This is a genomic window from Pseudoalteromonas sp. BSi20429, from assembly GCF_000238895.1.
Classification (GTDB): domain Bacteria; phylum Pseudomonadota; class Gammaproteobacteria; order Enterobacterales; family Alteromonadaceae; genus Pseudoalteromonas; species Pseudoalteromonas arctica.
The window spans coordinates 42,498-65,374 of the sequence record NZ_BADV01000031.1; the positions used below are offsets into that span (position 1 = coordinate 42,498).

Genomic DNA, 22,877 nt, shown 5'->3' on the forward strand with positions numbered 1-22,877 from the left:
CTTCCAAAGCATTATAAAATGCCTAGAAAATACTTTAACTGTATGTTTTAATTTAAAAAAGATAATACGAGGTTCTTTTTTTATTATTTTAAACCAATGTGGAAAAAGGTTTTCTAACGACTGCTTGTGTTGTTATTCACTTTGATTATTCGCGTCCATTTAAATAACCGGAGGAGTATTCTAGCACAATGGATCGAAGATCATAGCGATCCTTTATAATTTTTTTAAAGGCAAAGTGATCGCAAATGGCATAAACCGCAATACAACTTGCATAGAGAATGATTTTTGTACTAAAAATTTATTTTCGCGAGAAATTTTGAGCATGTTAGACTTCATCCGATCGACTTATAAAAAAGACTTTAGGGGCACAAAAGCATGAAAAACGTAGCGGTAATATTAGCAGGGTCTGGTGTGTACGATGGTAGTGAAATTAATGAAGCAATTTTAACTTTATTACATATAGCCAAAAATGGCGCAACTTATCAGTGTTTTGCACCGGATATTGAACAACTTCATACCATTAACCATTTAACGGGCGAAGTAATGCCTGATAAACGTAATGTATTAACAGAAGCGGCTCGTATTGCACGGGGTGACATTAAATCGCTGCTTGAACTAGACGTAACTCAGTTTGACGCATTAATTGTACCTGGCGGTTTTGGCGCTGCAAAAAACTTATGTGACTTTGCAATTAAAGGCGCAAAAGCAAATATTAATGAAGACGTACTTAATGCTTGTAAATCATTTGCAAAAGAAAATAAGCCTGCTGGTTATATGTGTATTGCACCCGCTTTGATCCCATTTATTTACGATAACGCTGTACTTACTATTGGTAACGATGCAGAGACAGCACAAGCGCTAAGCACATTAGGCGCTAAACATATAAATTGTGCAGTAGATGATGTTGTTATTGATCAGCCAAATAAGCTAGTTACAACCCCAGCTTATATGCTTGCGCAATCAATTATTGAAGCCGATGCAGGGATCGAAAAACTAGTTAGTAGCGTATTATCAATAAATTGATCTTAGGATCTAAAAGTTAATTGTATGACTGTTTGCGCTTATTAAATTGCTTAACAAAAAACAGTAAATAATTAAATTTTATTGCGTTAACGCAAAAAGTAGTCAGTTTTATTAATAAAAACGCCTCTTAGCATTTTATAAATTGGCTCAGAGAGTTATAATCGGTTTAATTTCCGTCATCTTTAATCGTGATTGATCACGTTCAAATCGAAGTGAGCAAGGCAAAATGAAAAAATTAACAGCTGCAGCATTATTAATGCTAGCAACCACTGCATACGCACAGCCATATGATAACTCTATGACTGAAGATGCAATTAAAGCACGTCTCGCGCCGGTTGGTGCTGTATACCTTGAAGGCGATAAAGCTGCTGTAGCAGCGGCGCCTACAGGCCCTCGTTCTGGTGAGCAAGTGTATCAAGGTGCATGTTTTGCATGTCACGGTACTGGTGCACTAGGCGCGCCTAAATCGCCTGACGATTGGGCTCCACGTATAGCTAAAGGTAAAGACACTTTACTTGAGCATGCACTAAATGGCTTTAATGCGATGCCTCCAAAAGGTACCTGTATGGATTGTTCTGATGATGAGATAAGCGCTGCCATCGACTTCATGACATCTAAGTAAATACAGCTGAAATACACAAAAAAGGTTTACTTCGGTAAGCCTTTTTTAATACCTAAAATAGTGTTTCTAGCCAGTATGATAGTACGAATATCAACTTGACGATAAGCGCTAAAAGTGAAAGTATAAGGCTAATAACTATACAATAAAAATAGCCGGTTAGATCATTGGAAGATAAACTCTCAGTATCGAGTAAATTGGCGTATCAAAATAAACGTCTAAAAACATTACTCAATAAATACAAACAATCACATCACTTACAAAATGCGCTGATACAATTATCAGAGCAAGCAAGTACTGTTGCCGAGCTAACCCTACTTTATCCCGCTATCCACGACATTTTACAAAAATATGTGCCGAGTAAAAGTTTTTATGTGGTGCTATTAAATCAATACAGTCAATCGTTAGAACTTTCTTACTTTTCAGATGAAAAAGATGGTATTGCCGTCGCCCTTAACCAATCAAATAGCTTTGATGAAGGCGCCACTGGTTATGTATTTAAACAGGGTAAAACCACATGTTTTACCAAGCAGCAAATGCAAAATGCCGCAGCAGAAGGCTTATTTAAAGCATTAGGCACTCCAGCAGAGCATTGGGTAGGTGTTCCGGTTTACCAAGAACATAATATTATCGGTGTTTTAGCAGCGCAAAGTTACGATACAAAACAAGGCTATAGCTCACAACAAATACAATTACTTGAGTTTATGTCGCTTTATTTAGCAACTGCAATAGAGCGTGTAAAAAAACGAGAGCTCCTTGAGTCAGAAGTTAAAATTCGTACCCGTGCACTCACTCAAAGTAACGACGCGTTAAACCTTGAAATAGAACAACGCAAACGCGCACTTCAACGCCAACAAATTCTGTTTAAAATATCTGAAATAGCAACGCAAGCTAAAAACCTTGATGATGCTTACTTTAAGATACATGAAATAATAAAAACAATTACCTACGCAGAGAACTTATATATTGCACTTTACGATAAAGAGTCTGGCTGGATAAGCTTCCCTTATTGTGTAGATGAATTTAAAGAAAACACACAACCAAGACGCTTTGCTAAAGGTTATAGTGAACTGGTAATAAGCACTGAAGAAACGCAACTTATACACCCGTGTAGAGCAAAAGAATTAATAGAAAGCGGTGTAGTACAAAGAGCTAAGCCTGTACAAAAAGAGCAAATGGCCACTAGTTGGTTAGGCGCTCCACTTAAAACAGCTCAAGGTGTTATCGGCCTTATTGTTTGCCAAGCTTACGATAACAAACATATTTTCAGCCGGGATGATTGCGAGTTAATTACCTTTGTATCTCATCAAATTGCAGCGGTTTTACAAACAAAGCTCACCAATCAAGCGATTGCAAAAAGCCATCAAGAACTCGAATTTAGAGTAAACGAAAAAACCAAAGAACTGCGTCAAACAAATCTGCACTTACAAATGCAAATAGATGAGCGTAAAAAAATAGAGCAGCAGCTTTATCACGACGCACATCACGACTCTCTTACTAGCTTACCTAATCGCAGCCTCTTTTTAACTCAGCTTGAAAAAACGCTACAACATTATCAGCGCTTTCCTGAACATAATTTTGCTGTTTTATTTATTGATTTAGATAAGTTTAAAGACATTAACGACCAACTTGGTCACCATGCTGGCGATCAGTTTTTAATTAACGTTAGTGAGTTATTTGCCCAGTGTATACGCGAACATGATTTACTAGCACGCTTAGGTGGCGATGAGTTTGTTATTTTATTAACGCACTTAACTGAGCCTCAACAAGCAGAAGATGTTGCTAATCGTATTATCGATTTAATGAAAAAGCCTTTTTTCCTTAAAGGCGAATCACTTCAAAGTGGTGCTAGTATAGGAATAACCTACTCAAAGAAAAGCTATACGCATACGGATGAAATTATTCGTGATGCCGATGCTGCAATGTATCACGCTAAAAACTCCGGAAAAAATCGCTACGAGCTATTTCATCCGCTATTAACGCAATCAATACCTGCGCAGGCACTAAAAGCACAACATCACCTTGATATATTACCTATGAGTTTTAGAAGCTCAGAAATAATTACTCTTGATGAGCAACATCAGTCTGAATCTTTATTTGAAGCATTTGGTGAACACCCAATACTTGGCTTTACTAGCTTTGATATTTTGAAAAAGTTTGCATCAGATAAAGAACAGCACCTCGAGATAGAGTTACAGTTATTACAACGCGCTTATGCACAAGCAATTACCGCAAATGTAACTATGGCGCTGGTTCCTTGCTCTGGTTTACTACTCGAGGAGCACGAATTTGTTTTATTTACAGATACGCTAAATAAGCAACAAGGACATAGCCAGCTCTGTTTGCTATTTGATGAGCAAGAAATTCGTCACGCAAGCGCAACACAAATAGAAAACCTCAAAAAGCTATCACAACTTGGTTATTCAATTGGTTTAAACAATTTCGCTAAAGATCGATGCGAACTTAATTTACTAACCGATATTAATTTTGACTATCTGCTACTTAGCTCGACCTTTAGTAAACGTGTTTTACAACAAGAAAGTTACGATTTTCAGCTACAGGGCGTGCTTGCAATTACAAAGCTCAAAGCAATGAAAGTCATTGCTAAAGGCCCATCAATACTTAATTTTAGAGCTTTACTAGACAAGCACGGTTTGGCATTTTTTGTGGGAAAACAACACGCTCTAGTGTGTTCTGAGTTACCTGAAATACAAGCAACCCAGTCTTTATAAAATTAGCCTGAGGTATTACTCAGGCTTTTTAAACATTGCACGAAGGTTAGCGACTCTTGCTTGGCCTTTTTCCATTCGCTCTGCTTGCGTATTTGGCGCCTTTTTATTTTCAAACGCGAGATCGTCCTGCGGTAACTCTTGTACAAATCGGCTTAACTCAGTTTGTGAGGTTTCACCAAATTGACGACGTATTTTTGCGTAAGTAAGTGTTAACTCCTGCTGTGCACGAGTAATACCAACATAAGCTAAGCGGCGTTCTTCATCTACGTTATCTTCATCAATACTTACCTGATGCGGAAGTAAACCCTCTTCCATACCCACCATAAATACGTACGGGTACTCTAAGCCTTTTGATGCATGTAGTGTTGATAAGTGCACTGCATCGGTTTCATCTTCTTCTTCGTTACGCTCAAGCATATCGCGAAGGGTTAGCTTGCTAACAACCTCGGCTAATGTCATTGGTTCGTTGTCGGCATCACCGGTCAACATATCTGTTATCCAACGATACAGCTCTGATACGTTTTTCATACGCATTTCAGCCGCTTTTGCACTCGGTGACGACTCGTACAAATATGCCTCGTAATTAATATTACGCACTAAGTCTTTAACAGCTTCGAGCGTATCACCGCGTACTGCGTTATCAGATAGCTCAACAACCCAGCGTGCAAATCCAGCAAGCGCATTAAAACCACGCCCTTTTAGTCTGTAGCCTAAATCGTTATCAAAACAGGTAGCAAATAAGCTCGCGTGTTTTTCGTTAGCAAGCGTACCAAGCTTTTCAAGTGTAACCGTGCCTATTTCGCGTCGCGGTGTATTTACGATACGTAAAAATGCATTGTCATCATCTTGATTAACTAGCAAACGTAAATACGCCATAATATCTTTAATTTCTGAGCGAGCGAAAAACGACATACCGCCACTAATTTTATAAGGGATACGGTTACTCATTAAAGATTTTTCAAAGCCACGTGCTTGATGATTACCACGATATAAAATCGCGTAATCTTTATAGCTGGTTCGCTTCATAAACTTATGTGAAATTATTTCAGCAACCACACGCTCAGATTCATGCTCTTCATCGCGGCACCCTATTACTTTAATCGGCTCACCATAACCTAGTTCACTAAATAACTTTTTCTCTATCTCATGTGGGTTATTCGCAATTAAAATGTTAGCCGCTTTTAGTATTCGCCCTGCACTTCGATAGTTTTGCTCAAGCTTTATAAGTCTAAGCCCTGGGTAGTCTTTACCTAATAACACTAAGTTTTGCGGGCGAGCACCACGCCATGAGTAAATTGATTGATCGTCATCACCTACCACAGTAAAACGGGCACGCTCGCCTACTAGCAATTTAACAAGTTGATATTGGCTTGTATTGGTATCTTGATACTCATCCACCAGCAAGTATTTAAAGCGTTGCTGCCAGCGCTCACGAGATGTGGCGTTATTAGTAAGTAACAAAGTAGGGATCATAATTAAATCATCAAAATCCAGTGCGTTATAAGCACGTAGCTGATTTTGGTAGCGAGCATACAGCTGTGCAAACAATGCCTTTTGCGCATCACGCGCTTCGCGTATTGCTTGCTCTGGCAGTACTAATTCGTTTTTCCAACTACCAATTTCCATTTTAAGTAGTTTGAGTAAGTCCTTGTCTTTTTTTAGCTCATCTTCGGTGAGCTCACTTAGAAGCTGATTGGTATCTTGATCATCAAATAACGAAAAGCCGGGTTTAAACCCTAATGTGCTTAACTCTTTTTTTATTATTTCTAAACCGAGTGTATGAAACGTTGATACCCATAAACCTTTAGCGTCTTGCTTTCCGAGCGTTTGCAGTACTCGTTCACGCATTTCTTTGGCTGCTTTATTGGTAAAAGTAACAGCGGCTATATTTCGCGCTTTGTACTCACATTTTTTCACTAAATAAGCGATTTTATTCGTAATAACACGGGTTTTACCAGAGCCTGCGCCTGCGAGTACTAAGCATGGACCACTAATATATTTTACGGCTTCATCTTGTTTAGGATTGAGTTTCATAACGACCAAAGAAATTTAAAAGACGCGCAATTTTAACGTAACCATTACTGCGAGCATAGCAATTGCCTTAATTAATTAAGGTAAAGATGATCATGTGTTAAATACCGTGGGTATAAGGTAATATTAGTCATTATTATTTTAGGCCGCATCAAAGGGACAAATATGATCAACCCAGCAAAACTTGAAGAAATTGCTAAGCAAATTACTAGCAATATGCCACAAGGTGTAAAAAACCTAGCAGAGACACTCGAAGGTAAAACAAAGCAAGTTTTACAAAACAAGCTTGCTGAGATGGATTTTGTGAGCCGTGAAGAATTTGATGTGCAAAGCCAAGTACTTATTCGTACTCGCGAAAAACTAACCGAACTTGAAGCTAAAGTTGCATTGCTTGAGCAACAACTTAGCACTAAAACTGACGCTGAATAATTATACCAATTGCATTAAATTAGTGATCTATTATAGCGATAAGGAAATAGCTCTATAACAAGGCTAAAATTATGATACATAGTTGTTCTATATAAATAATTTTTAACGTAGTTAGTGAGTTATTTAATACGCTAGAATGATCATGTTTTTAATAAAATTGGTATTAATTTAATGTACAAAAAAGGCAGCTTAGGCTGCCTTTTGCGTTTTACTAAGTTTATTCAAATAGCTCATCAAGTACGTAATAAAATAATTTAGCCTGCTGCGCTAAACTCACACTCAGCATTTTTTGCGCAACTTGCTCGCCAGTTATTGGTTTGTAACGCTTTAAAAACGCAAATCGTGTAATAACAGGAAAAATAATACTGCCTATCTTTTCTGCCACTCTAAATTGCTCACGATCACCTAATAATAAAGATGGTTGTAAAATACTTATTTTATCAAAAGGGAGTGCTTTTATATGTTGCTCAAGCTCACCCTTCATTTTCAAATAAGCACTATTACTGTGCGTGTTCGCCCCGCTTGATGACACTAAGCAGTAATGCGTAACACCATTACATGCCGCTAACTGCGCCGCTATAAACTGATAATCAAAATCTACTTTACGCTGAGCTTGTGTAGAGCCCGCCTGTTTACGGGTTGTGCCCAAACACGAAAACAATACGTCACCTTTAAAAAGCTCAACGTATTGAGTTAATTTTTCAAAATCAATAACGTGATTAACTAGCTTTGCGTGTGTAATAGGCAAAGCCCGACGACTTAACGTAACCACTTTGGTATAACGATCGCTCTTAAGTAGCTTATGTAGCAACTCATTACCGACCAAACCTGTAGCACCTATTAATATCGCCGTTTTAGTCATAAATTTATTTATTTTCGCCCACTTTATTAAGTACGTGCTGCACTGCTTTTTTGTAGCTTTGCGTTTCTTCACTCGCGCACGTTACTACAGATTCTAAATCATGAAGATGGCCGTTTTCTAAACCATAAACCCAACCATGAACGCTTAGCTCTTGGCCGCGCTCCCACGCATCTTGCACAATGTTAGTACGGCATACATTACGCACTTGCTCAATTACATTTAGCTCAATAAGGCGACTTAAACGTTCGCTTTCTGGCATTGCATCAAGTTGTTCAAGATGCTTTTCTTTTACATCCCCTACATGGCGTAGCCAATTATCAATAAAGCCAAATTTTGCATTGTTTAAAACGGCTTGTACGCCACCACAGCCATAGTGACCTACTACCATGATATGTTTTACTTTTAAAACCTCTACAGCGTACTGCATAACCGACAAACAGTTATGGTCAGTGTGTACAACCACGTTTGCAACGTTACGATGCACAAATAATTCGCCTGGTAATAAATCAACTATTTGATTAGCAGGTACACGAGAGTCTGAACAACCAATCCATAAATACTCTGGATTTTGTTGCATAGATAAAATTTTAAAAAACTCAGGATCAGCTTCGCTTGTACGTGCAGCCCAACGTTTATTGTTATCGAATAAATTTTTTAACTTTCTCATTGCATCTCTTATTAAGTCGAGGACGGAAATTTAATGGATATTAGCAAGAATCAAAATATTACGAGGCGTTAACTGCTTTTCACAAAACGTTTTAACGCTTACTTGATAGCCTTGCTGTTGCAAATATAAAGCACGATCGAGCACAAGCCAAACTTCAATTGCTCTTCTGAACACATGTCGAACCAGTTCAACTCGGTCAGTTATTTTTTTTCGAGCAACACCAATATATAAATATTTATTATAATCAGTATCTTGAGGTAGGTTTATTGCCTTTTTATCTGCAGCCCATGCACAAAATGATTTAAACGAATCTGAGAATATAGCTTTGTTAACCGAAGGTACGCTTACATAATATTGCTCGCCAGTAATCGATTTTCTAAGTGCGTCAAAACCAAGCCGCCATTCTAGTTCTGTTTTACGTACTTTTTCCAGACGAGAAGGCGCTGTAACGGTTTCTTGTAATGCGAGCTTTAAATCGCGATGCGTTAGGTTAAGCTCACTTTGGTTTGCAACCTCACTCATTACACGGTACTCATTAGCCGTAAATAAATGATAGCAACAAGGTGAAAAGCTAATTTGCTGTACTTTCGCTAAACTTGCTTGACGCATAAATGCTTGGTGCAAACCACCACATGCGTGTAGCGCTACGGCATGCATATCAGCATTAAAAAATTGAGTGATATCCTCTTTTAATACATCTGCTTGGCTAAAGTGCATTGCCAAGCCTTGTTGCTGTGCACTTTTTTGTCCTTGCTCGCATAAGCTTTGTTGCAGTTCAATACTATGCACATCACTTGCGCCATTAAAAGCAAGCATGCGCCCTAAGTGCCCTTTACCCGCGCACCACTCTAAAACTGGTTGCTTAGTATTAGGTAGTGCAGATACAAAGTCTTGTAACTGATCAAACTTACGACCTTTAATGCCGTTACTTATCCAAAACGGATAATCAGATCGAGAGTGTGCAGAGCTAGGTAACTCACATAGCTTAGCAAGTTCATCAAGTTGGTTTATGTGTTGGCTAAAAAATTGGTATAGCTGATTTTGATCGTTATCAAGAACGGTTACCTGATCATCAGTTAGTTCGTTAAGTATGCCTTGCAGCTCTGGCCAAGGAATAGTGTCAAAATCAAATGCGGTGCACTGCCAATACTGACGATGGCGCATTAAAAGTGAATCAAGTGCAAAAAATTGCTCGGCTAAAGTCATAACAGCTTAAAAAATAAAAAGACAATTAATTATATCAGCTCAGTGAGCTCTCATTAAGCAGTTATTTTTGGCTAAAAATCAGCCGTAAATACAAAGGTATTGAAATAATACTCACCAAAATAGCTGCTATAAGCATCCATGATAATTGCATCTTTTCTGGCTCTTGGTATTTATAAATAAAGTGAGATTTCACTTCGTCAAATTCGTTTTGCTGTATGCCATATAAGTCAGCAATTAAACGCCACTTTGCTATCGACATATGCCCTAAACTGGTAGTGGGTGGGGTTATATAACTTTTTAGTACTTCAGCCTCAAAGGCGAGCTGATGAAAGCTCTTACTCGGTGCATAGTTTTGCTGGGTGACTGCAATGGCTTCATCCATATTCATCATTGCATAGCGCCAACCTTTTAGGCTCGCTTGGTAGAATTTTTCGACCGTTTGTGGGTTTTGCTTAAGCATGTTTTCGCTGGTAAATAAAATGTCGCTATATACATCCATACCATAACGCTGTGGGCAAACAAGCCGATGAGCTACGCCTTGTTGAGTCATATAATAAGGCTCTGTAGTAACATAAACTTGCATAGCATCTAGCTTGTTTTCAATCCAAGCCTGGTTAAAATTTTCGCCATTGTAAACTTTGAGTTTATCTACATCAACGCCACTGCGTTTAAGCATAATAAGTAGCTCGGTGCCGTCATTTTTGCTCACAGCAGTGATACGTTTATTAACAAAGTCACGTGGATGAAAAATATCAGACGTGTCTTTAACCATCCAGCAATAAGGTGAAAACTGCAATAAGGCAGCCATAGCAACAAGAGGTTGGCCATTTATACGTTGCTGTAAAATACCAGAATGCCCTACACCAAATTGTGCTTCGCCACTGGCCACAGGACCAAAGGTATCAGGTTTCATTGGATTAGCTTGTTTAATAGTTACATCAAGGCCCGCTTCATTATAAAAGCCTTTTTGCTTAGCCATATAGTAGCCAGCAAACTGAAACTGATGTGTCCATTTTAGCTGTAATGTGACTGATTCTTGCGCCGCGATATGGCTGCAAAAAAAGCACAATCCAATGATTAATCCTTTAAATAGCAAATAGGTGTCCTCAAAAAGTATGACGATTACCTGTAACTATATGTAAAACGTGTAATAAAGCAAGCACCCTAGTTAGGTGCCTGCCTTTAAAGAAGGGTTATACTGAGGCGAGTTTTTCGGCTTTTTCTGCTTGCGGTTTTGATGTTAAAAATTGGGTAAAACACGGATTTTGTGTTTCATCTTGTACACTGTAACCTAAGCGATTCAAATGCTCGTTAAACATTTCATACTGACTCGGCTCAATAGCAAAACCTGCCAGTACATTCCCCATCGAACCACCATGATTACGATAATGAAATAAGGTAATGTTCCAATTGCTGCCTAAAGTATCTAAAAAGCGTGCAAGCGCACCCGGATACTCAGGAAATTCAAAACGCAATAAACGTTCATGTAATTGCTCTGGTGCTTTTCCGCCAACCATATAACGCACATGTAATTTAGCGAGTTCGTTATCCGACAAATCGCAAAATTGATAATCGTTATTTGTTAAGTCTTGCTTTAACTCATTAAGCTCTTGCTCGCCTTGGCGCAGAGCAATGCCCACAAATATTTGTGCTTCACCAGGCCCTGCATAACGGTAGTTAAATTCAGTAATAGCACGGCCACCTAAAGAAGCACAAAACTGTTTAAAACTGCCTTTTTCTTCTTTAATAGTAACGGCTAATAGCGCTTCGTTTTTTTCACCCAGCGCAGTGCGCTCTGCAACATAACGCAGGCGATCAAAGTTTAAATTAGCACCCGAAAGCACAGCCGCTAAATGTAGTCCTTTTAACCCCGACTGCTGACTCCATTTTTTAAGCCCAGCCGTTGCAAGTGCACCTGATGGCTCTGCAATTGCACGGGTAGATACAAAAATATCCTGCATGGCTGCACATATTTCATCGCTGGTAACGGTTACAACTTCATCGCAAAACTTTTGTGCTAAACGAAATGTTTCAGTGCCAATAATTTTAACCGCTACGCCATCGGCAAAACTACCAACGCGATCAAGCTCTACTGGCTTACCTGCTTCAAGTGCTGCTTGTAAACACGCACTTTCGTCGGCCTCTACGCCAATTACTTTTATATCTGGACGCAGCGATTTAATATAAACCGCCATACCAGCAAGTAAACCGCCGCCGCCAACAGGAATAAACACAGCATCAAGCTCGTTTAATTGCTGCATTAACTCGCGTGCTACAGTGCCTTGACCAACAATGACATCCGGATCGTCAAATGGCGGGACAAATATACCGTTACGCTGCTCTGTAAGCTCAAGCGCATATGCTTTTGCTGCATCAAAATGATGGCCATGTAATACAACTTCACCGCCAAGTGCGCGCACTGCGCTGACTTTTATTTCAGGCGTTGTTACTGGCATTACAATAGTTGCTTGATGCCCAAGGTGAGATGCACTTAATGCAACCCCTTGAGCATGATTACCCGCAGAAGCAGTAATAACCACTGAGCCTTTAGGTAATTTATTTAATTTGTTATACGCACCGCGTAACTTAAATGAATACACGGGCTGTTGGTCTTCACGCTTTAACCAAACATGGTTACCTAGCTTTTTACTGAGTTCAGCCATTTCGCTAACCTCAGTAACTTTAGCCAAAGGCTCCATGTTTGCTTGAATAATAGCGCGAAAATAATCGAGCTCTTGAGAGACCATAATTAACTAAGCGCCTCCAATTTAGCTAAGTCGCGCACAGCGCCTTTATCAGCACTTGTTGCAAGTAATGCATAAGCCTTTAAAGCAGACGAGACATAACGCTCACGATCAACTGGCTTGTACGCCATTTTTCCGCGTGCTAATTGCTTTTGTTTACGTGCCTCAAGTTCTTCATCGCTTAGCGCTAATGTGATTTCACGTGTTGCGATATCAATAATGATTTTGTCGCCATTTTCAACATAAGCGATTGCACCACCACTCGCCGCTTCTGGCGATACATGGCCAATTGATAAACCCGAAGTACCACCCGAAAAGCGACCATCAGTAATAAGTGCGCATTTTTCAGCTAAGCCTTTCGATTTTAAGTAGCTTGTTGGGTATAGCATTTCTTGCATACCTGGGCCGCCTCTAGGGCCTTCATAACGAATAACAACAACATCGCCGGCTTTTACTTCGTTATTTAAAATCCCTTCTACTGAATCATCTTGTGATTCGTATACAATGGCGGTGCCTTCAAAATGTAGCATTTCATCAACTACGCCAGCACTTTTTACAACACAGCCATCAACCGCTAGATTACCCGAAAGCACAGCTAAACCACCGTCTTGGCGAAAAGCATGTTCAACGCTTCGAATACACCCATTCACGCGGTCATTATCACCTTCATCCCAACGACACTCTTGGCTCATTGCTTTAGTAGTACGAATGCCCGCAGGACCCGCACGATAAAATTTGCGCGCTACTTCGTTAGTTGGGTCAGTTGCATCCCATTTTTTAACAAGCTCAGCCATCGTTGACCCTGCGACATGATTCACTGACATATCAACTAAGCCCGCTTTACCAAGCTCACGTACAACTGCCATCATGCCACCAGCACGGTGTACATCTTCAATATGGTACTCTGGTGTTGCTGGTGCAACTTTACATAAAAACGGTGTTTTACGAGAAAGCGCATCAATATGCGACATATCAAAATCAACGCCGGCCTCTTGCGCAGCAGCGAGTAAATGTAATACGGTATTTGACGAGCCGCCCATTGCAATATCAACAACCATTGCATTCATAAAGGCTGTTTTATTGGCAATTGCGCGTGGCAATACATCTTGATTATCTTTTTGGTAGTACTCACGACATAAATCAACAATACGAGCCCCTGCTTCAACATACAGTTGTTTACGGTCTTTATGGGTAGCAAGCGTGGTACCGTTACCCGGCAGTGCTAAACCTATTGCCTCTAACAAACAGTTCATTGAGTTTGCAGTAAACATACCTGAGCACGAACCACATGTAGGACATGCAGAGCGCTCTACTTGCTCTGAATCTGCATCACTTACCGACTCATCTGCGCCTTTAACCATGGCATCAACTAAATCAAGTTTAATGTCGATGTTAGCAAGTTTAGTTTTACCTGCCTCCATTGGACCGCCCGATACAAATATTACCGGAATGTTTAAGCGTAGTGCTGCAAGCATCATCCCTGGGGTGATTTTGTCGCAGTTTGAAATACAGATCATCGCATCCGCACAATGACCATTTACCATGTATTCAACCGAGTCAGCAATTAAATCGCGTGAAGGCAGCGAATAAAGCATACCGCCGTGTCCCATCGCAATGCCATCATCAATAGCAATGGTATTAAATTCTTTTGGAACGCCACCGGCTTGGGTTATTGTCTCACCCATAAGCTCACTAAGCTGATTAAGGTGTACATGCCCTGGTACAAATTGTGTAAACGAGTTAACTACGGCAATAATCGGTTTACCAAAATCAGAGTCTGTCATACCTGTTGCGCGCCATAATGCTCTTGCGCCTGCACGTTTACGTCCTTCAGTTGTTGTTGCACTTCTTAATTTAGCCATAGTTACCTCAGTTTTTGCCGCAATATAAGCGGGCATTCCTCATTCTAAAATTGGTGAATAACCGAGTGACTCAGTTACTCGTAAATTATTTTTTAATTCGTAATTACACAGCCTGTTGGTGCTGTAAACTCTGTAAAGTGACTTCTTTAACATCCACCAGCTTGTTTAGCTGGCTGGTTAGTAGGTGAATAGGTTTATCACTATCTACCGTCATGGCTACGTTGTATAAGCCATCATCCATATTGAGCTGAAAATGCGTTAGGTTAAAACCACGATGACGCACCACTCGTAAAAAGCGCTCTACCGCTATACTTTGGCTTTTTAATGCAATAGTTAGGCTGTGTTTCATTTTGCTTTCTCCGTCATCATTTCGTCGTTAGCAGCCCCAGGTGGTACAAGTGGCCAAACATTTTCTTTATCATCAATACAGGCATGTACTATGTACGGGCCTTTGCTGTTAACTAATGCTGTAATAGCATCATCAACTTGGTTAGCGTGGGTAATTGTTTGCCCTGGAATACCAAATACAGCAGCTAGTTGCACAAAGTCTGGGTTATCCGAAAGGTTAGTTTCAGAGTAACGTCCTTCAAAAAACAGTTCCTGCCATTGGCGAACCATACCCAAGCGCTGGTTATCTAAAATTAATATTTTTACAGGTAAATTATTACGGCGAATCGTGGCCAACTCTTGAATATTCATCATTATTGAGCCATCGCCCGATACAGTGATAACAAAGTCATCAGGGCGTGCTACTTGTGCGCCAATAGCAGCCGGTAAACCAAAGCCCATTGTGCCTGCGCCACCACTACTTAAATGATTACTCGGGTGAGTAAACTTCATGTGTTGTGCTACCCACATTTGATGCTGACCTACATCGCAACACACAACGCCAGTTTTTGGCATGCGTTGGCTCAGTTGGTTTAATAAGTACGGTGCGTAAACCTTCTCACCTGGGTAGTCGTAACGCCACGCGTGCTTGATATTCATTTCTTTATTTGTGTCACACCACGCTTTAGGTGTTACAAAGCACTCAAGTGCAGGTAACGACGTTTTTAAATCAGCAATTAATGAAGCTTTAGCAGGTTTTCGCTTACCTACTTCAGCGGCATCAATATCTAAATGAATTACTTTAGCTTTAGCTGCAAATTTAGCTAAGTTACCCGTTACGCGGTCATCAAAGCGCGCACCTATACACACAAGTACATCACATTCTTGCACGGCAATATTAGCGGCTTGACCACCATGCATACCTAGCATACCTAAGTAATGCTCGTAGTCAGGTAACACACTGCCTAATGCTTTTAGTGTTGATACAGCCGGCATCTGAGTTTTATTTAAAAACTGCATTAACTCGTCTTGCGCATCAGCGGCTTGTACACCACCGCCTACGTACGCTACAGGCTGTTTAGCCTCACTCAACAATTGATTAGCAATAGCAACTTGCTTTAAATCTAACTCAGGTAAGTATTCATCAGCTGCAAGCCAAGGCTTAAAAGGTACTTGCGCCATTTGAATATCTTTTGGGATATCGACAAGTACAGGACCTGGTCGGCCGCTTTGCGCTAAATGAATAGCTTCTTGTAATATCTCTGCTAAGTCTTCCGCTCGTTCTACCATGTAGCTGTGCTTAGTACACGAAAGCGACATACCTAGTACATCTATTTCTTGAAACGCATCTGAACCAATAGCTGCAGTAGGCACTTGGCCGGTAATCGCCAATAATGGTACTGAGTCCATCATCGCATCAGCAAGGGCAGTTATTAAGTTAGTTGCACCTGGGCCCGATGTAGCAAAACACACACCTAATTTACGCGTGCTGCGAGCATAACCAACAGCTGCAAACCCTGCACCTTGCTCATGACGAGTAAGGTAGTGTTTGACTGGCGCGCCATACAGCGCATCGTAAATTGGCATAATAGCTCCGCCTGGGTAGCCAAATACTTCATTTACGCCGTGTTTGGCCAATAAGTCGATTGTTAGTTCTGCGCCTGTCATTAATAAACCCTCATTCCTCAGTGACAACCCAATTACATTTTTACGCTAAAAACTTTGCCCTTAAAACTAAAAAGCCCTCCGAACGGTTAAGTGCGGAGGGCTTTTTTAATGCTTAAGTTTTTAAAGCACTACGAAGCCCTCGCGGGAATAATCACCACGATAATAATCAGGACTAGGTTAAGTGCGTTTGTAAGCATGTAATTAATACCAAATTTTGTTCAATTATCGCGAAGGTTATTCCTTCGCTCTCTTTTTATATTAGTACCGCGCTAGGCCCTTTAAGTCAACACCAAAGTTAATCTAACAAAAAGACTAAAAGGCAATTTATCAGGTTTTAAAATTCATTATACAAGCTGGTAGTGGTTTTTTTATGCTCTAATTTTATTCTCAGAAATTCACTATTCTTATATCCCTTATTTAAGGTTTGATTAATTTTTAAGAATATTTTTATAAATAAAATTATTTATCACCTTCAGGTAATGCGTAGGTTCCCTTAAGCGACTCTTAAGTGTTGTTGCATAGCATGGCGTTGTTATTTTAAACGAGCCTAAATATGAACGTAATTAGTCAAACACCAGCACAAAAAAAGCCAAATCGTAGTAAACGGTTTTACATTCACTGTAGTGCAAATGCCTTTGTAGTGATGATTGCCTGTTATTACTGTTTAGTTATAAACATTCCTTTTATTCAAGGTTCGTTTAGCGCCATAACCTCTCTTGCATCTTTTTCATGGCTATTTTTACTTTCAGTGCCACTGCTTTTGTTATGCCTTTTAATTATTTTCTTTTCGATAGTGTCGGTTAGATGGTTATTAAAACCAGTTAACTATCTTTTACTGATAATTTCTAGCGCCGTGCTTTACGGCTCATTAAATTACGGTGTTGTGTTTGACTATTCAATGATTCAAAACACGTTCGAAACCGATTCAAGCGAAGCGCTGAGCTATTTAAACCCGCAGCTCATAGCCTTTTTACTACTTTTTTGTGCGCTACCTGTTTTTATATTAAGCAAAGTAAAAATACACTTTACTCGCCCTCATCAAGAAGCGATTAGCCGCATAAAACTTATTATTGCCTGCTTAACGCTAATTGCTTTAGTGGTCGCTAACTTTTACGCCGATTACGCAGCCACTGGTCGTAACAACCGCATTTTGAAAAAAGAAATTATTCCGTTTCAGTATCTCTCTAGCGGTTATAAATATATGCGCGATCAGCTGCTGTATACCAATATAGAATTTAAAAATATAGATGCAACACCCACTCTTATTGCGCCTAACACCACCAGCGTAACCGTTATGGTTGTTGGCGAAACCGCACGAGCAGAAAACTTTGCTTATCAAGGTTATAAGCGCAACACCAATCCTTATACACAAATGTATAATGTGACGTATTTTAATAATGTGGCGTCTTGTGGCACCGCTACAGCTGTGTCTGTGCCGTGTATGTTTTCACTGCAAACACAAGATAACTTTGATCGATTAGCAGCTGACAACCAACAAAACCTGATTGACTTAGCACAACAAGCTGGCAGCGATGTATTGTGGGTTGATAATAACAGCGGCTGTAAAAACGTATGCACCCGTGTTGTTAATATTGATATACCAACCACCCCATCAACGCTTTGCGATGGGAAATATTGTTTTGATGAAGCACTTCTTGCTCCACTTAAACGCAAACTCGCTAATTTAAACCAAGCTAATACCGTTATCGTCCTCCACATGATGGGCTCACATGGACCAACCTACTTTAAACGCTACCCAGATAAGTATAAGCAATTTACGCCCTCGTGCGATAGAAGCGACATTCAAAACTGCTCACTCGATGAATTAGTTAATACCTACGACAACACAATTGCGTACAGTGACTTTGTTAATGCCCAAGTAATTGAGCAATTAAAAGCACTACCAAACAACATAGATAAACAGTTTTTATATGTCTCTGATCATGGTGAATCACTTGGCGAAGCCGGTGCTTATTTACATGGTTTTCCGTATAACTTTGCACCTAGCACACAAACGCACGTTCCTCTTTATATGTGGGCTGATGAGCATAACCAGCGCATTACCAATACCTGTTTAGCTAATTTAGACACCACTGCTGCACGCTCACACAACAATATTTTTCACACCCTTTTAAATTTAATTGGCATTAAAAGCAAAACGTATCAGGCATCGCTTGATTTACTTGCTAGCTGCCAAACAACACCAAGCGAAATAAAACTATGAGCAATAAAACCGTTATAAAGCGCCAAGGCTTAATGCGCCTTATTTTTACCTTAAGCCATTCTTTTAACGGCTTAAAATGGATGAGTCGATTTGAAGCGGCGTTTCAACAAGAGCTAGCACTGTTTTCATTATTGGGTGTGTTTGTATGGCTACAAGAAATTGCACTAAGGGATAAATTACTGCTTATAGCCAGCCTGCTTTTTGTATTGTTTGCTGAGCTGGTAAATACGGCAGTTGAGGTTGTAGTAGATAGAATTGGCAGTGAATACCATGAGCTTTCAGGGCTCGCTAAAGATATTGCCTCTGCAAGCGTGTTTATAGCTATGCTAATTGCCGCACTTATTTGGTGGGCTGTGTTATGGGCTTAACGCTTAAAAGTAATAACTCTATAGTGAAGCAAGCACTTGGTCCTGTGTGGATTCTTGTTGTATTTGCTGTTTTGGCACTGAGTTTTTTAACTCTTGCTCGTTTTGGTTTGAGTGTTTGGCAAGGTGAGCGTGTATTTGGATCGCATGCATGGCTGTCTATATTTGTAGGTGGTTTAAGAGTAGATATAGCGACTTTAAGCTACATTATTATGCCCGCATTACTACTGACTTTAGTGATGCAAAGTATAGGTTGGCAAAATAAAATACGCGGCCTAATTAAATTTTACTTAATCACGATATCTGCTTTACTCGTTTTTTTTGAAGTGATTACACCTACGTTTATAAACGAGTACGACTTGCGCCCTAACCGTTTATTTATAGAGTATTTAATTTATCCTAAAGAAGTCTCAAAAATGATTTTTTCAGGCTATAAGTTAGAAGTATTTATTGCTGTTATAGCGCTTATTTTAAGTTGTAAATTTGCAAGTAAAGTATTTAGCCATCAATGGCAAAGCAAGTCATCACTAACAGGCTTAAACCAATCAATTTTAGCGCTTGTTTTAGTATGCTTAACTATTTTGGGCGCGCGTAACTCATTAGGGCACAGACCACTTAACCCCGCTATGGTCTCGTTCTCTACTGATCACTTACTTAACGACTTAACCCTTAACTCACTTTATAGCGTCGCATTTGCAGTTAAGCAACTCTCTAACGAACAATCAAGCCAAGACTATTATGGCAAAATGCCTACCGATGAATTGCTTAGTATTGTGCGTAGTAACATGCAAAACACGCAAGGCACATTTAGTGATGTAACCGCCCCTACAAAAACGTTTCATGAAGCAAGTAATATAGGTAAACCAAAAAATCTAGTCATTATTTTACAAGAAAGTTTAGGTGCTCGTTATGTAGGCACGCTTGGCGGTTTACCACTTACACCTAATATCGACGCCCTTTATAAACATGGCTGGGGGTTTGATAATTTATACGCAACAGGTACACGCTCTGTTCGTGGTATTGAGGCGGTAATTACAGGATTTACACCAACACCTTCGCGTGCGGTTATTAAGCTTGATAAATCACAACGTGATTTTTTTACCATTGCTGACTTTTTAGCGAAGCAAAATTACAACACACAGTTTATTTATGGTGGCGAAAGCCATTTTGATAACATGCGCAGCTTCTTTTTAGGCAACGGTTTTAAAAGTATCGTAGATACAAATAATTTTAAAAAAATAGACTTTAATGGCTCGTGGGGCGCATCAGACGAAGACTTGTACGACCAAGCCGACATAGAACTTACTAAGCTTAAAAATCAAAACAAACCCTTTTTTAGCCTTATATTCTCAAGCTCTAATCATAGCCCGTATGACTTTCCTGACGATAAAATAACGCTGTACGACAAACAAAAACAAACCCGTAATAATGCTGCCAAGTATGCCGATTACGCACTAGGCACCTTTATCGAAAAAGCTAAAAAATCGAGCTACTGGGATGATACTGTATTTATAGTTATTGCCGATCACGACTCGCGCGTATCGGGTTCAAATTTAGTACCGGTGGATCACTTTAAAATTCCGGCCGTTATTTTTGGAAAAGGTATTACCCATAAACGAGATAGCCAACTAGCCAGCCAGCTCGATATTCCTGTTACTCTACTGTCTTTAATTGGCGCAAGTGGTAAGCACCCAATGATAGGTCATGATTTATCAAAGCCAATTAGCGACAACAAACAACGCGCAATGATGCAATACGACAAAAACTTTGCCTACATGCACGATAATAAAGTGGTGGTGTTACAACCACAAAAACCAGCAACAACCTATACGTATAGCAATAACCAGCTTGTACCATGTGAAAATGATGAGCAACTAGTTAGAAAAGCCCTAGCCCACGCGAACTTGGGTAATTTAGCCTACACAAATGGTTGGTATCATTAACCAAGTGACTTGATAATAAAGCCTTGTTAAAGTAACAAGGCTATTTTTATAAACCGAGTAAACATGAAAATCCTCGTTATTGAAGACTCTGAAGCACTAAGACGCAGCTTGCAAGTTGGCCTTAGCAACCTTGGTTTTACCGTAGATGAAACTGGTGATGGCTCAGAAGGGCTGAGTATGGCACTGAGTGGAAACTACGACCTCCTCGTACTTGATTTAATGCTACCGAGCGTTGATGGCATGAGTATTTTACAAGCACTGCGCAGCAGTAATAGCCAAAGCCGTGTGCTAATTTTATCGGCACGAAGTGAGCCTCAAGATAAAATTAACGGCCTTATGAAAGGCGCTGACGATTATTTAACTAAGCCATTTTCGTTTGAAGAACTCCATGCTCGTGTCCTTGCATTACTTCGTCGTGGTTCACTGCAAAACCAACAAAATACCCTAACCGTAGGTGATTGCGTATTAGATCTCTCCCTTAAAACTCTTCACTACAAGCAACATGCTATTGAGCTCACGCGTAATGAATACAAAATAATAGAATGCTTATTTAACGCCCCAGAGCGAGTATTGGGGCTTGAACTTATAAGTGAAGCGGTGGTAGGTCAGTTTGATATGCTCTCTAAAAATGCGCTTGAAGCACACATCTCAACTATACGTAAAAAAGTAAGACAGTTTGATGGCGAGCTCCCGATAAAAAATAAACGTGGATTTGGTTATGTCGCAACAACAAAATAAAAATCACTCAATAAAACGTAAACTTGTTAATAATATTAGCGCTGTGATCTCAGTTATTTTGTTCACCATATTTTTAACCGTTGATTTAAGTGTTGATACTTGGGTGGAAGATCAGTTCAATCAGTCTTTAACTAATAAAGCTAACTACTTAAAAACCTTAGTTGAAGATGACAACAACGTGGTTGAATTTGATTTTGCTGGTGAGTTTATGTCGGAATATGAAGCAGCCGATGCCACGGAGTTTTACCAGTTATGGCATGGCCGTGATGTTTTTGAGCGCTCGGACTCATTAGCGCTTTATGAAAATGCTAACCTGCCTTTTTTAGAAATGCCGATAAACGAATCTAAAATTATAGATTACGAGCTTCCTAACGGGCGTGATGGCCGCGCACTTATAAGTCACTTTGTAGCCCAAAAAGATGATAGAAATCCCACTCATTCTGCTGTTTTTAATACCATGACTCTTGCAATTGCAGCGCCCACCTCCGAACTTAATAAAGTACTGATTATTATTGATGTGGTCTTTATTTTAACCTGTGTACTTGGTGTGTTTGGTGTGCGCTATTTAGTGACACGTATTGTAAATAAAGGCCTGCACCCTCTACACAATTTAAACGATCAAATTAAGTTACTCGATATTACCGGTGTTGCGCAAACAATAGAAAGCGACTTTAAAGTAGAAGAAATAGAACCTATACGTAACGAGCTAAATAAGTTTATTACCGTTAATCAGCAACTCTATAGTAATGAAAAACGCCTAACAAGCGACATTGCACATGAGCTTAAAACCCCAATAGCTGAACTAATAAGCCTTTCAGAAGTGGCTATTCGCTACCCTGACGATAAACGTATTAGCGACACCTATACCAGTGATGTACTTAATATTTCACAGCGCATGAAAACAATTGTTAGCAACCTATTACTGTTGCAGCGCTCAAGTAGCAGTACAATGCAATTAAATGCACAAAATATCATTCTAAATAACTTAGTAAATCAAATTATTGATGAGCTGACCTTTAAGCACCCAAGTATTAAAGCGCGTTTAAATAACGAAATAAGTGACGAGATTACACTTAATGCAGACAAATTTAGTTTAAATACCATTTTGTGTAACTTAATCGATAACGCACTATTTTATGGACTCCCTGAGGCGCCAATTAAATTAACTGCCGTAAATAACAGCACAAACATGAGCATCTCTGTTAGTAACAAAGTAAATAAACCACTAAGTGGTGAACAGCTAACTGCTATTTTTGACCCGCTCTATCAGCTAGATTCATCTAGAACTAATAATCAGCGCCATGGTTTAGGGTTATCTATTGTACAGAGCTTATGTAACTTAAATGGCTTTACTATTAAGGCCAGTAATACCGAAAACAATACGCTAACGTTTATATTAACGTTACCTCTGAAGTAAATTTAGGTTAGTATTTACAC

18 protein-coding genes are annotated in these 22,877 nt (G+C 39.6%); 9 read left to right on the top strand and 9 right to left on the bottom strand.

Going from position 1 to position 22,877, the window contains the following annotated elements; translation table 11 throughout:
- Positions 1-375: 375 nt before the first annotated feature.
- From elbB to P20429_RS12790, 3 genes are all read left to right on the top strand, one after another.
- The gene (gene elbB / locus P20429_RS12800) at positions 376-1,023 is read left to right on the top strand and encodes an isoprenoid biosynthesis glyoxalase ElbB (RefSeq protein WP_007582090.1); all 648 of its coding nucleotides are present in this window, start codon (positions 376-378) and stop codon (positions 1,021-1,023) included.
- 226 nt (positions 1,024-1,249) lie between these two features.
- Positions 1,250-1,645 carry a cytochrome c5 family protein gene (locus P20429_RS12795; protein ID WP_007582093.1) on the top strand — a complete coding sequence of 132 codons (396 nt, stop codon included), beginning with the start codon at positions 1,250-1,252 and terminating at the stop codon, positions 1,643-1,645.
- Positions 1,646-1,809: 164 nt separating this feature from the next.
- On the top strand, positions 1,810-4,374 hold the full coding sequence (locus P20429_RS12790; RefSeq protein WP_007582095.1) for a diguanylate cyclase domain-containing protein: 2,565 nt from the start codon (positions 1,810-1,812) through the stop codon (positions 4,372-4,374).
- A gap of 15 nt (positions 4,375-4,389) precedes the next feature.
- Here the strand turns inward: P20429_RS12790 and rep are convergent, their stop codons facing one another.
- A complete protein-coding gene (gene rep, locus P20429_RS12785; protein WP_007582097.1) occupies positions 4,390-6,408 on the bottom strand; it encodes a DNA helicase Rep in 2,019 nt (672 codons plus the stop codon).
- A gap of 162 nt (positions 6,409-6,570) precedes the next feature.
- On the opposite strand from rep, the gene P20429_RS12780 reads away from it, so the two are divergent.
- Entirely contained in the window at positions 6,571-6,834 is a 264-nt protein-coding gene (locus tag P20429_RS12780) for an accessory factor UbiK family protein (RefSeq protein ID WP_007582099.1), read from the top strand.
- A 217-nt stretch (positions 6,835-7,051) separates the two neighbouring features.
- On the opposite strand, the gene P20429_RS12775 is transcribed toward P20429_RS12780, so the two are convergent.
- From P20429_RS12775 to ilvG, 8 genes are all read right to left on the bottom strand, one after another.
- Entirely contained in the window at positions 7,052-7,696 is a 645-nt protein-coding gene (locus P20429_RS12775) for an NAD(P)H-binding protein (protein ID WP_007582101.1), read from the bottom strand.
- Positions 7,697-7,700: 4 nt separating this feature from the next.
- Positions 7,701-8,363 carry a carbonate dehydratase gene (gene can / locus P20429_RS12770; protein ID WP_007582103.1) on the bottom strand — a complete coding sequence of 221 codons (663 nt, stop codon included), beginning with the start codon at positions 8,361-8,363 and terminating at the stop codon, positions 7,701-7,703.
- A 30-nt stretch (positions 8,364-8,393) separates the two neighbouring features.
- A complete protein-coding gene (locus P20429_RS12765; RefSeq protein WP_007582105.1) occupies positions 8,394-9,569 on the bottom strand; it encodes a methyltransferase in 1,176 nt (391 codons plus the stop codon).
- 61 nt (positions 9,570-9,630) lie between these two features.
- Positions 9,631-10,665, bottom strand: coding sequence for an ABC transporter substrate-binding protein (locus P20429_RS12760; protein WP_024591429.1), 1,035 nt, complete (start codon positions 10,663-10,665; stop codon positions 9,631-9,633).
- Positions 10,666-10,762: 97 nt separating this feature from the next.
- Entirely contained in the window at positions 10,763-12,316 is a 1,554-nt protein-coding gene (gene ilvA, locus P20429_RS12755) for a threonine ammonia-lyase, biosynthetic (protein WP_007582109.1), read from the bottom strand.
- Positions 12,317-12,318: 2 nt separating this feature from the next.
- Complete coding sequence (gene ilvD / locus P20429_RS12750) at positions 12,319-14,175, bottom strand: dihydroxy-acid dehydratase (RefSeq protein WP_010553830.1); 1,857 nt, start codon at positions 14,173-14,175, stop codon at positions 12,319-12,321.
- A 103-nt stretch (positions 14,176-14,278) separates the two neighbouring features.
- Positions 14,279-14,524 (bottom strand): acetolactate synthase 2 small subunit, encoded by a 246-nt coding sequence (gene ilvM / locus P20429_RS12745; protein WP_007582114.1) that lies wholly within the window; start codon positions 14,522-14,524, stop codon positions 14,279-14,281.
- A complete protein-coding gene (gene ilvG, locus P20429_RS12740; protein ID WP_007582116.1) occupies positions 14,521-16,170 on the bottom strand; it encodes an acetolactate synthase 2 catalytic subunit in 1,650 nt (549 codons plus the stop codon). The genes ilvM and ilvG overlap by 4 nt, the downstream gene beginning before the upstream one ends.
- 553 nt (positions 16,171-16,723) lie before the next feature.
- On the opposite strand from ilvG, the gene P20429_RS12735 reads away from it, so the two are divergent.
- The 5 genes from P20429_RS12735 to P20429_RS12715 all read left to right on the top strand — a co-directional run bounded on the left by P20429_RS12735 (position 16,724) and on the right by P20429_RS12715 (position 22,857).
- Positions 16,724-18,394 (top strand): phosphoethanolamine transferase, encoded by a 1,671-nt coding sequence (locus P20429_RS12735; protein WP_007582118.1) that lies wholly within the window; start codon positions 16,724-16,726, stop codon positions 18,392-18,394.
- Positions 18,391-18,762 carry a diacylglycerol kinase gene (locus tag P20429_RS12730; RefSeq protein WP_007582120.1) on the top strand — a complete coding sequence of 124 codons (372 nt, stop codon included), beginning with the start codon at positions 18,391-18,393 and terminating at the stop codon, positions 18,760-18,762. Before P20429_RS12735 ends, P20429_RS12730 begins: the two co-directional genes overlap by 4 nt.
- Positions 18,753-20,702, top strand: a complete 1,950-nt coding sequence (locus P20429_RS12725; RefSeq protein WP_007582123.1) for an LTA synthase family protein — start codon at positions 18,753-18,755, stop codon at positions 20,700-20,702. The genes P20429_RS12730 and P20429_RS12725 overlap by 10 nt, the downstream gene beginning before the upstream one ends.
- 63 nt (positions 20,703-20,765) lie before the next feature.
- Positions 20,766-21,440, top strand: a complete 675-nt coding sequence (locus P20429_RS12720; protein ID WP_007377292.1) for a response regulator transcription factor — start codon at positions 20,766-20,768, stop codon at positions 21,438-21,440.
- Positions 21,421-22,857, top strand: coding sequence for a HAMP domain-containing sensor histidine kinase (locus P20429_RS12715; protein ID WP_007582125.1), 1,437 nt, complete (start codon positions 21,421-21,423; stop codon positions 22,855-22,857). Before P20429_RS12720 ends, P20429_RS12715 begins: the two co-directional genes overlap by 20 nt.
- Positions 22,858-22,877: the final 20 nt, after the last annotated feature.

What these genes read in the sequence shown, in the direction of transcription:
- P20429_RS12795 (WP_007582093.1), top strand. Translation starts at nt 1,250, where the DNA reads ATGAAAAAATTAACAGCTGCAGCATTATTAATGCTAGCAACCACTGCA.
- ilvM (WP_007582114.1), bottom strand. Translation starts at nt 14,524, where the DNA reads ATGAAACACAGCCTAACTATTGCATTAAAAAGCCAAAGTATAGCGGTA.
- P20429_RS12725 (WP_007582123.1), top strand. Translation starts at nt 18,753, where the DNA reads ATGGGCTTAACGCTTAAAAGTAATAACTCTATAGTGAAGCAAGCACTT.
- P20429_RS12735 (WP_007582118.1), top strand. Translation starts at nt 16,724, where the DNA reads ATGAACGTAATTAGTCAAACACCAGCACAAAAAAAGCCAAATCGTAGT.
- ilvD (WP_010553830.1), bottom strand. Translation starts at nt 14,175, where the DNA reads ATGGCTAAATTAAGAAGTGCAACAACAACTGAAGGACGTAAACGTGCA.
- P20429_RS12715 (WP_007582125.1), top strand. Translation starts at nt 21,421, where the DNA reads ATGTCGCAACAACAAAATAAAAATCACTCAATAAAACGTAAACTTGTT.
- ilvG (WP_007582116.1), bottom strand. Translation starts at nt 16,170, where the DNA reads ATGACAGGCGCAGAACTAACAATCGACTTATTGGCCAAACACGGCGTA.
- P20429_RS12780 (WP_007582099.1), top strand. Translation starts at nt 6,571, where the DNA reads ATGATCAACCCAGCAAAACTTGAAGAAATTGCTAAGCAAATTACTAGC.
- P20429_RS12775 (WP_007582101.1), bottom strand. Translation starts at nt 7,696, where the DNA reads ATGACTAAAACGGCGATATTAATAGGTGCTACAGGTTTGGTCGGTAAT.
- P20429_RS12765 (WP_007582105.1), bottom strand. Translation starts at nt 9,569, where the DNA reads ATGACTTTAGCCGAGCAATTTTTTGCACTTGATTCACTTTTAATGCGC.
- rep (WP_007582097.1), bottom strand. Translation starts at nt 6,408, where the DNA reads ATGAAACTCAATCCTAAACAAGATGAAGCCGTAAAATATATTAGTGGT.
- P20429_RS12730 (WP_007582120.1), top strand. Translation starts at nt 18,391, where the DNA reads ATGAGCAATAAAACCGTTATAAAGCGCCAAGGCTTAATGCGCCTTATT.
- can (WP_007582103.1), bottom strand. Translation starts at nt 8,363, where the DNA reads ATGAGAAAGTTAAAAAATTTATTCGATAACAATAAACGTTGGGCTGCA.
- elbB (WP_007582090.1), top strand. Translation starts at nt 376, where the DNA reads ATGAAAAACGTAGCGGTAATATTAGCAGGGTCTGGTGTGTACGATGGT.
- ilvA (WP_007582109.1), bottom strand. Translation starts at nt 12,316, where the DNA reads ATGGTCTCTCAAGAGCTCGATTATTTTCGCGCTATTATTCAAGCAAAC.
- P20429_RS12720 (WP_007377292.1), top strand. Translation starts at nt 20,766, where the DNA reads ATGAAAATCCTCGTTATTGAAGACTCTGAAGCACTAAGACGCAGCTTG.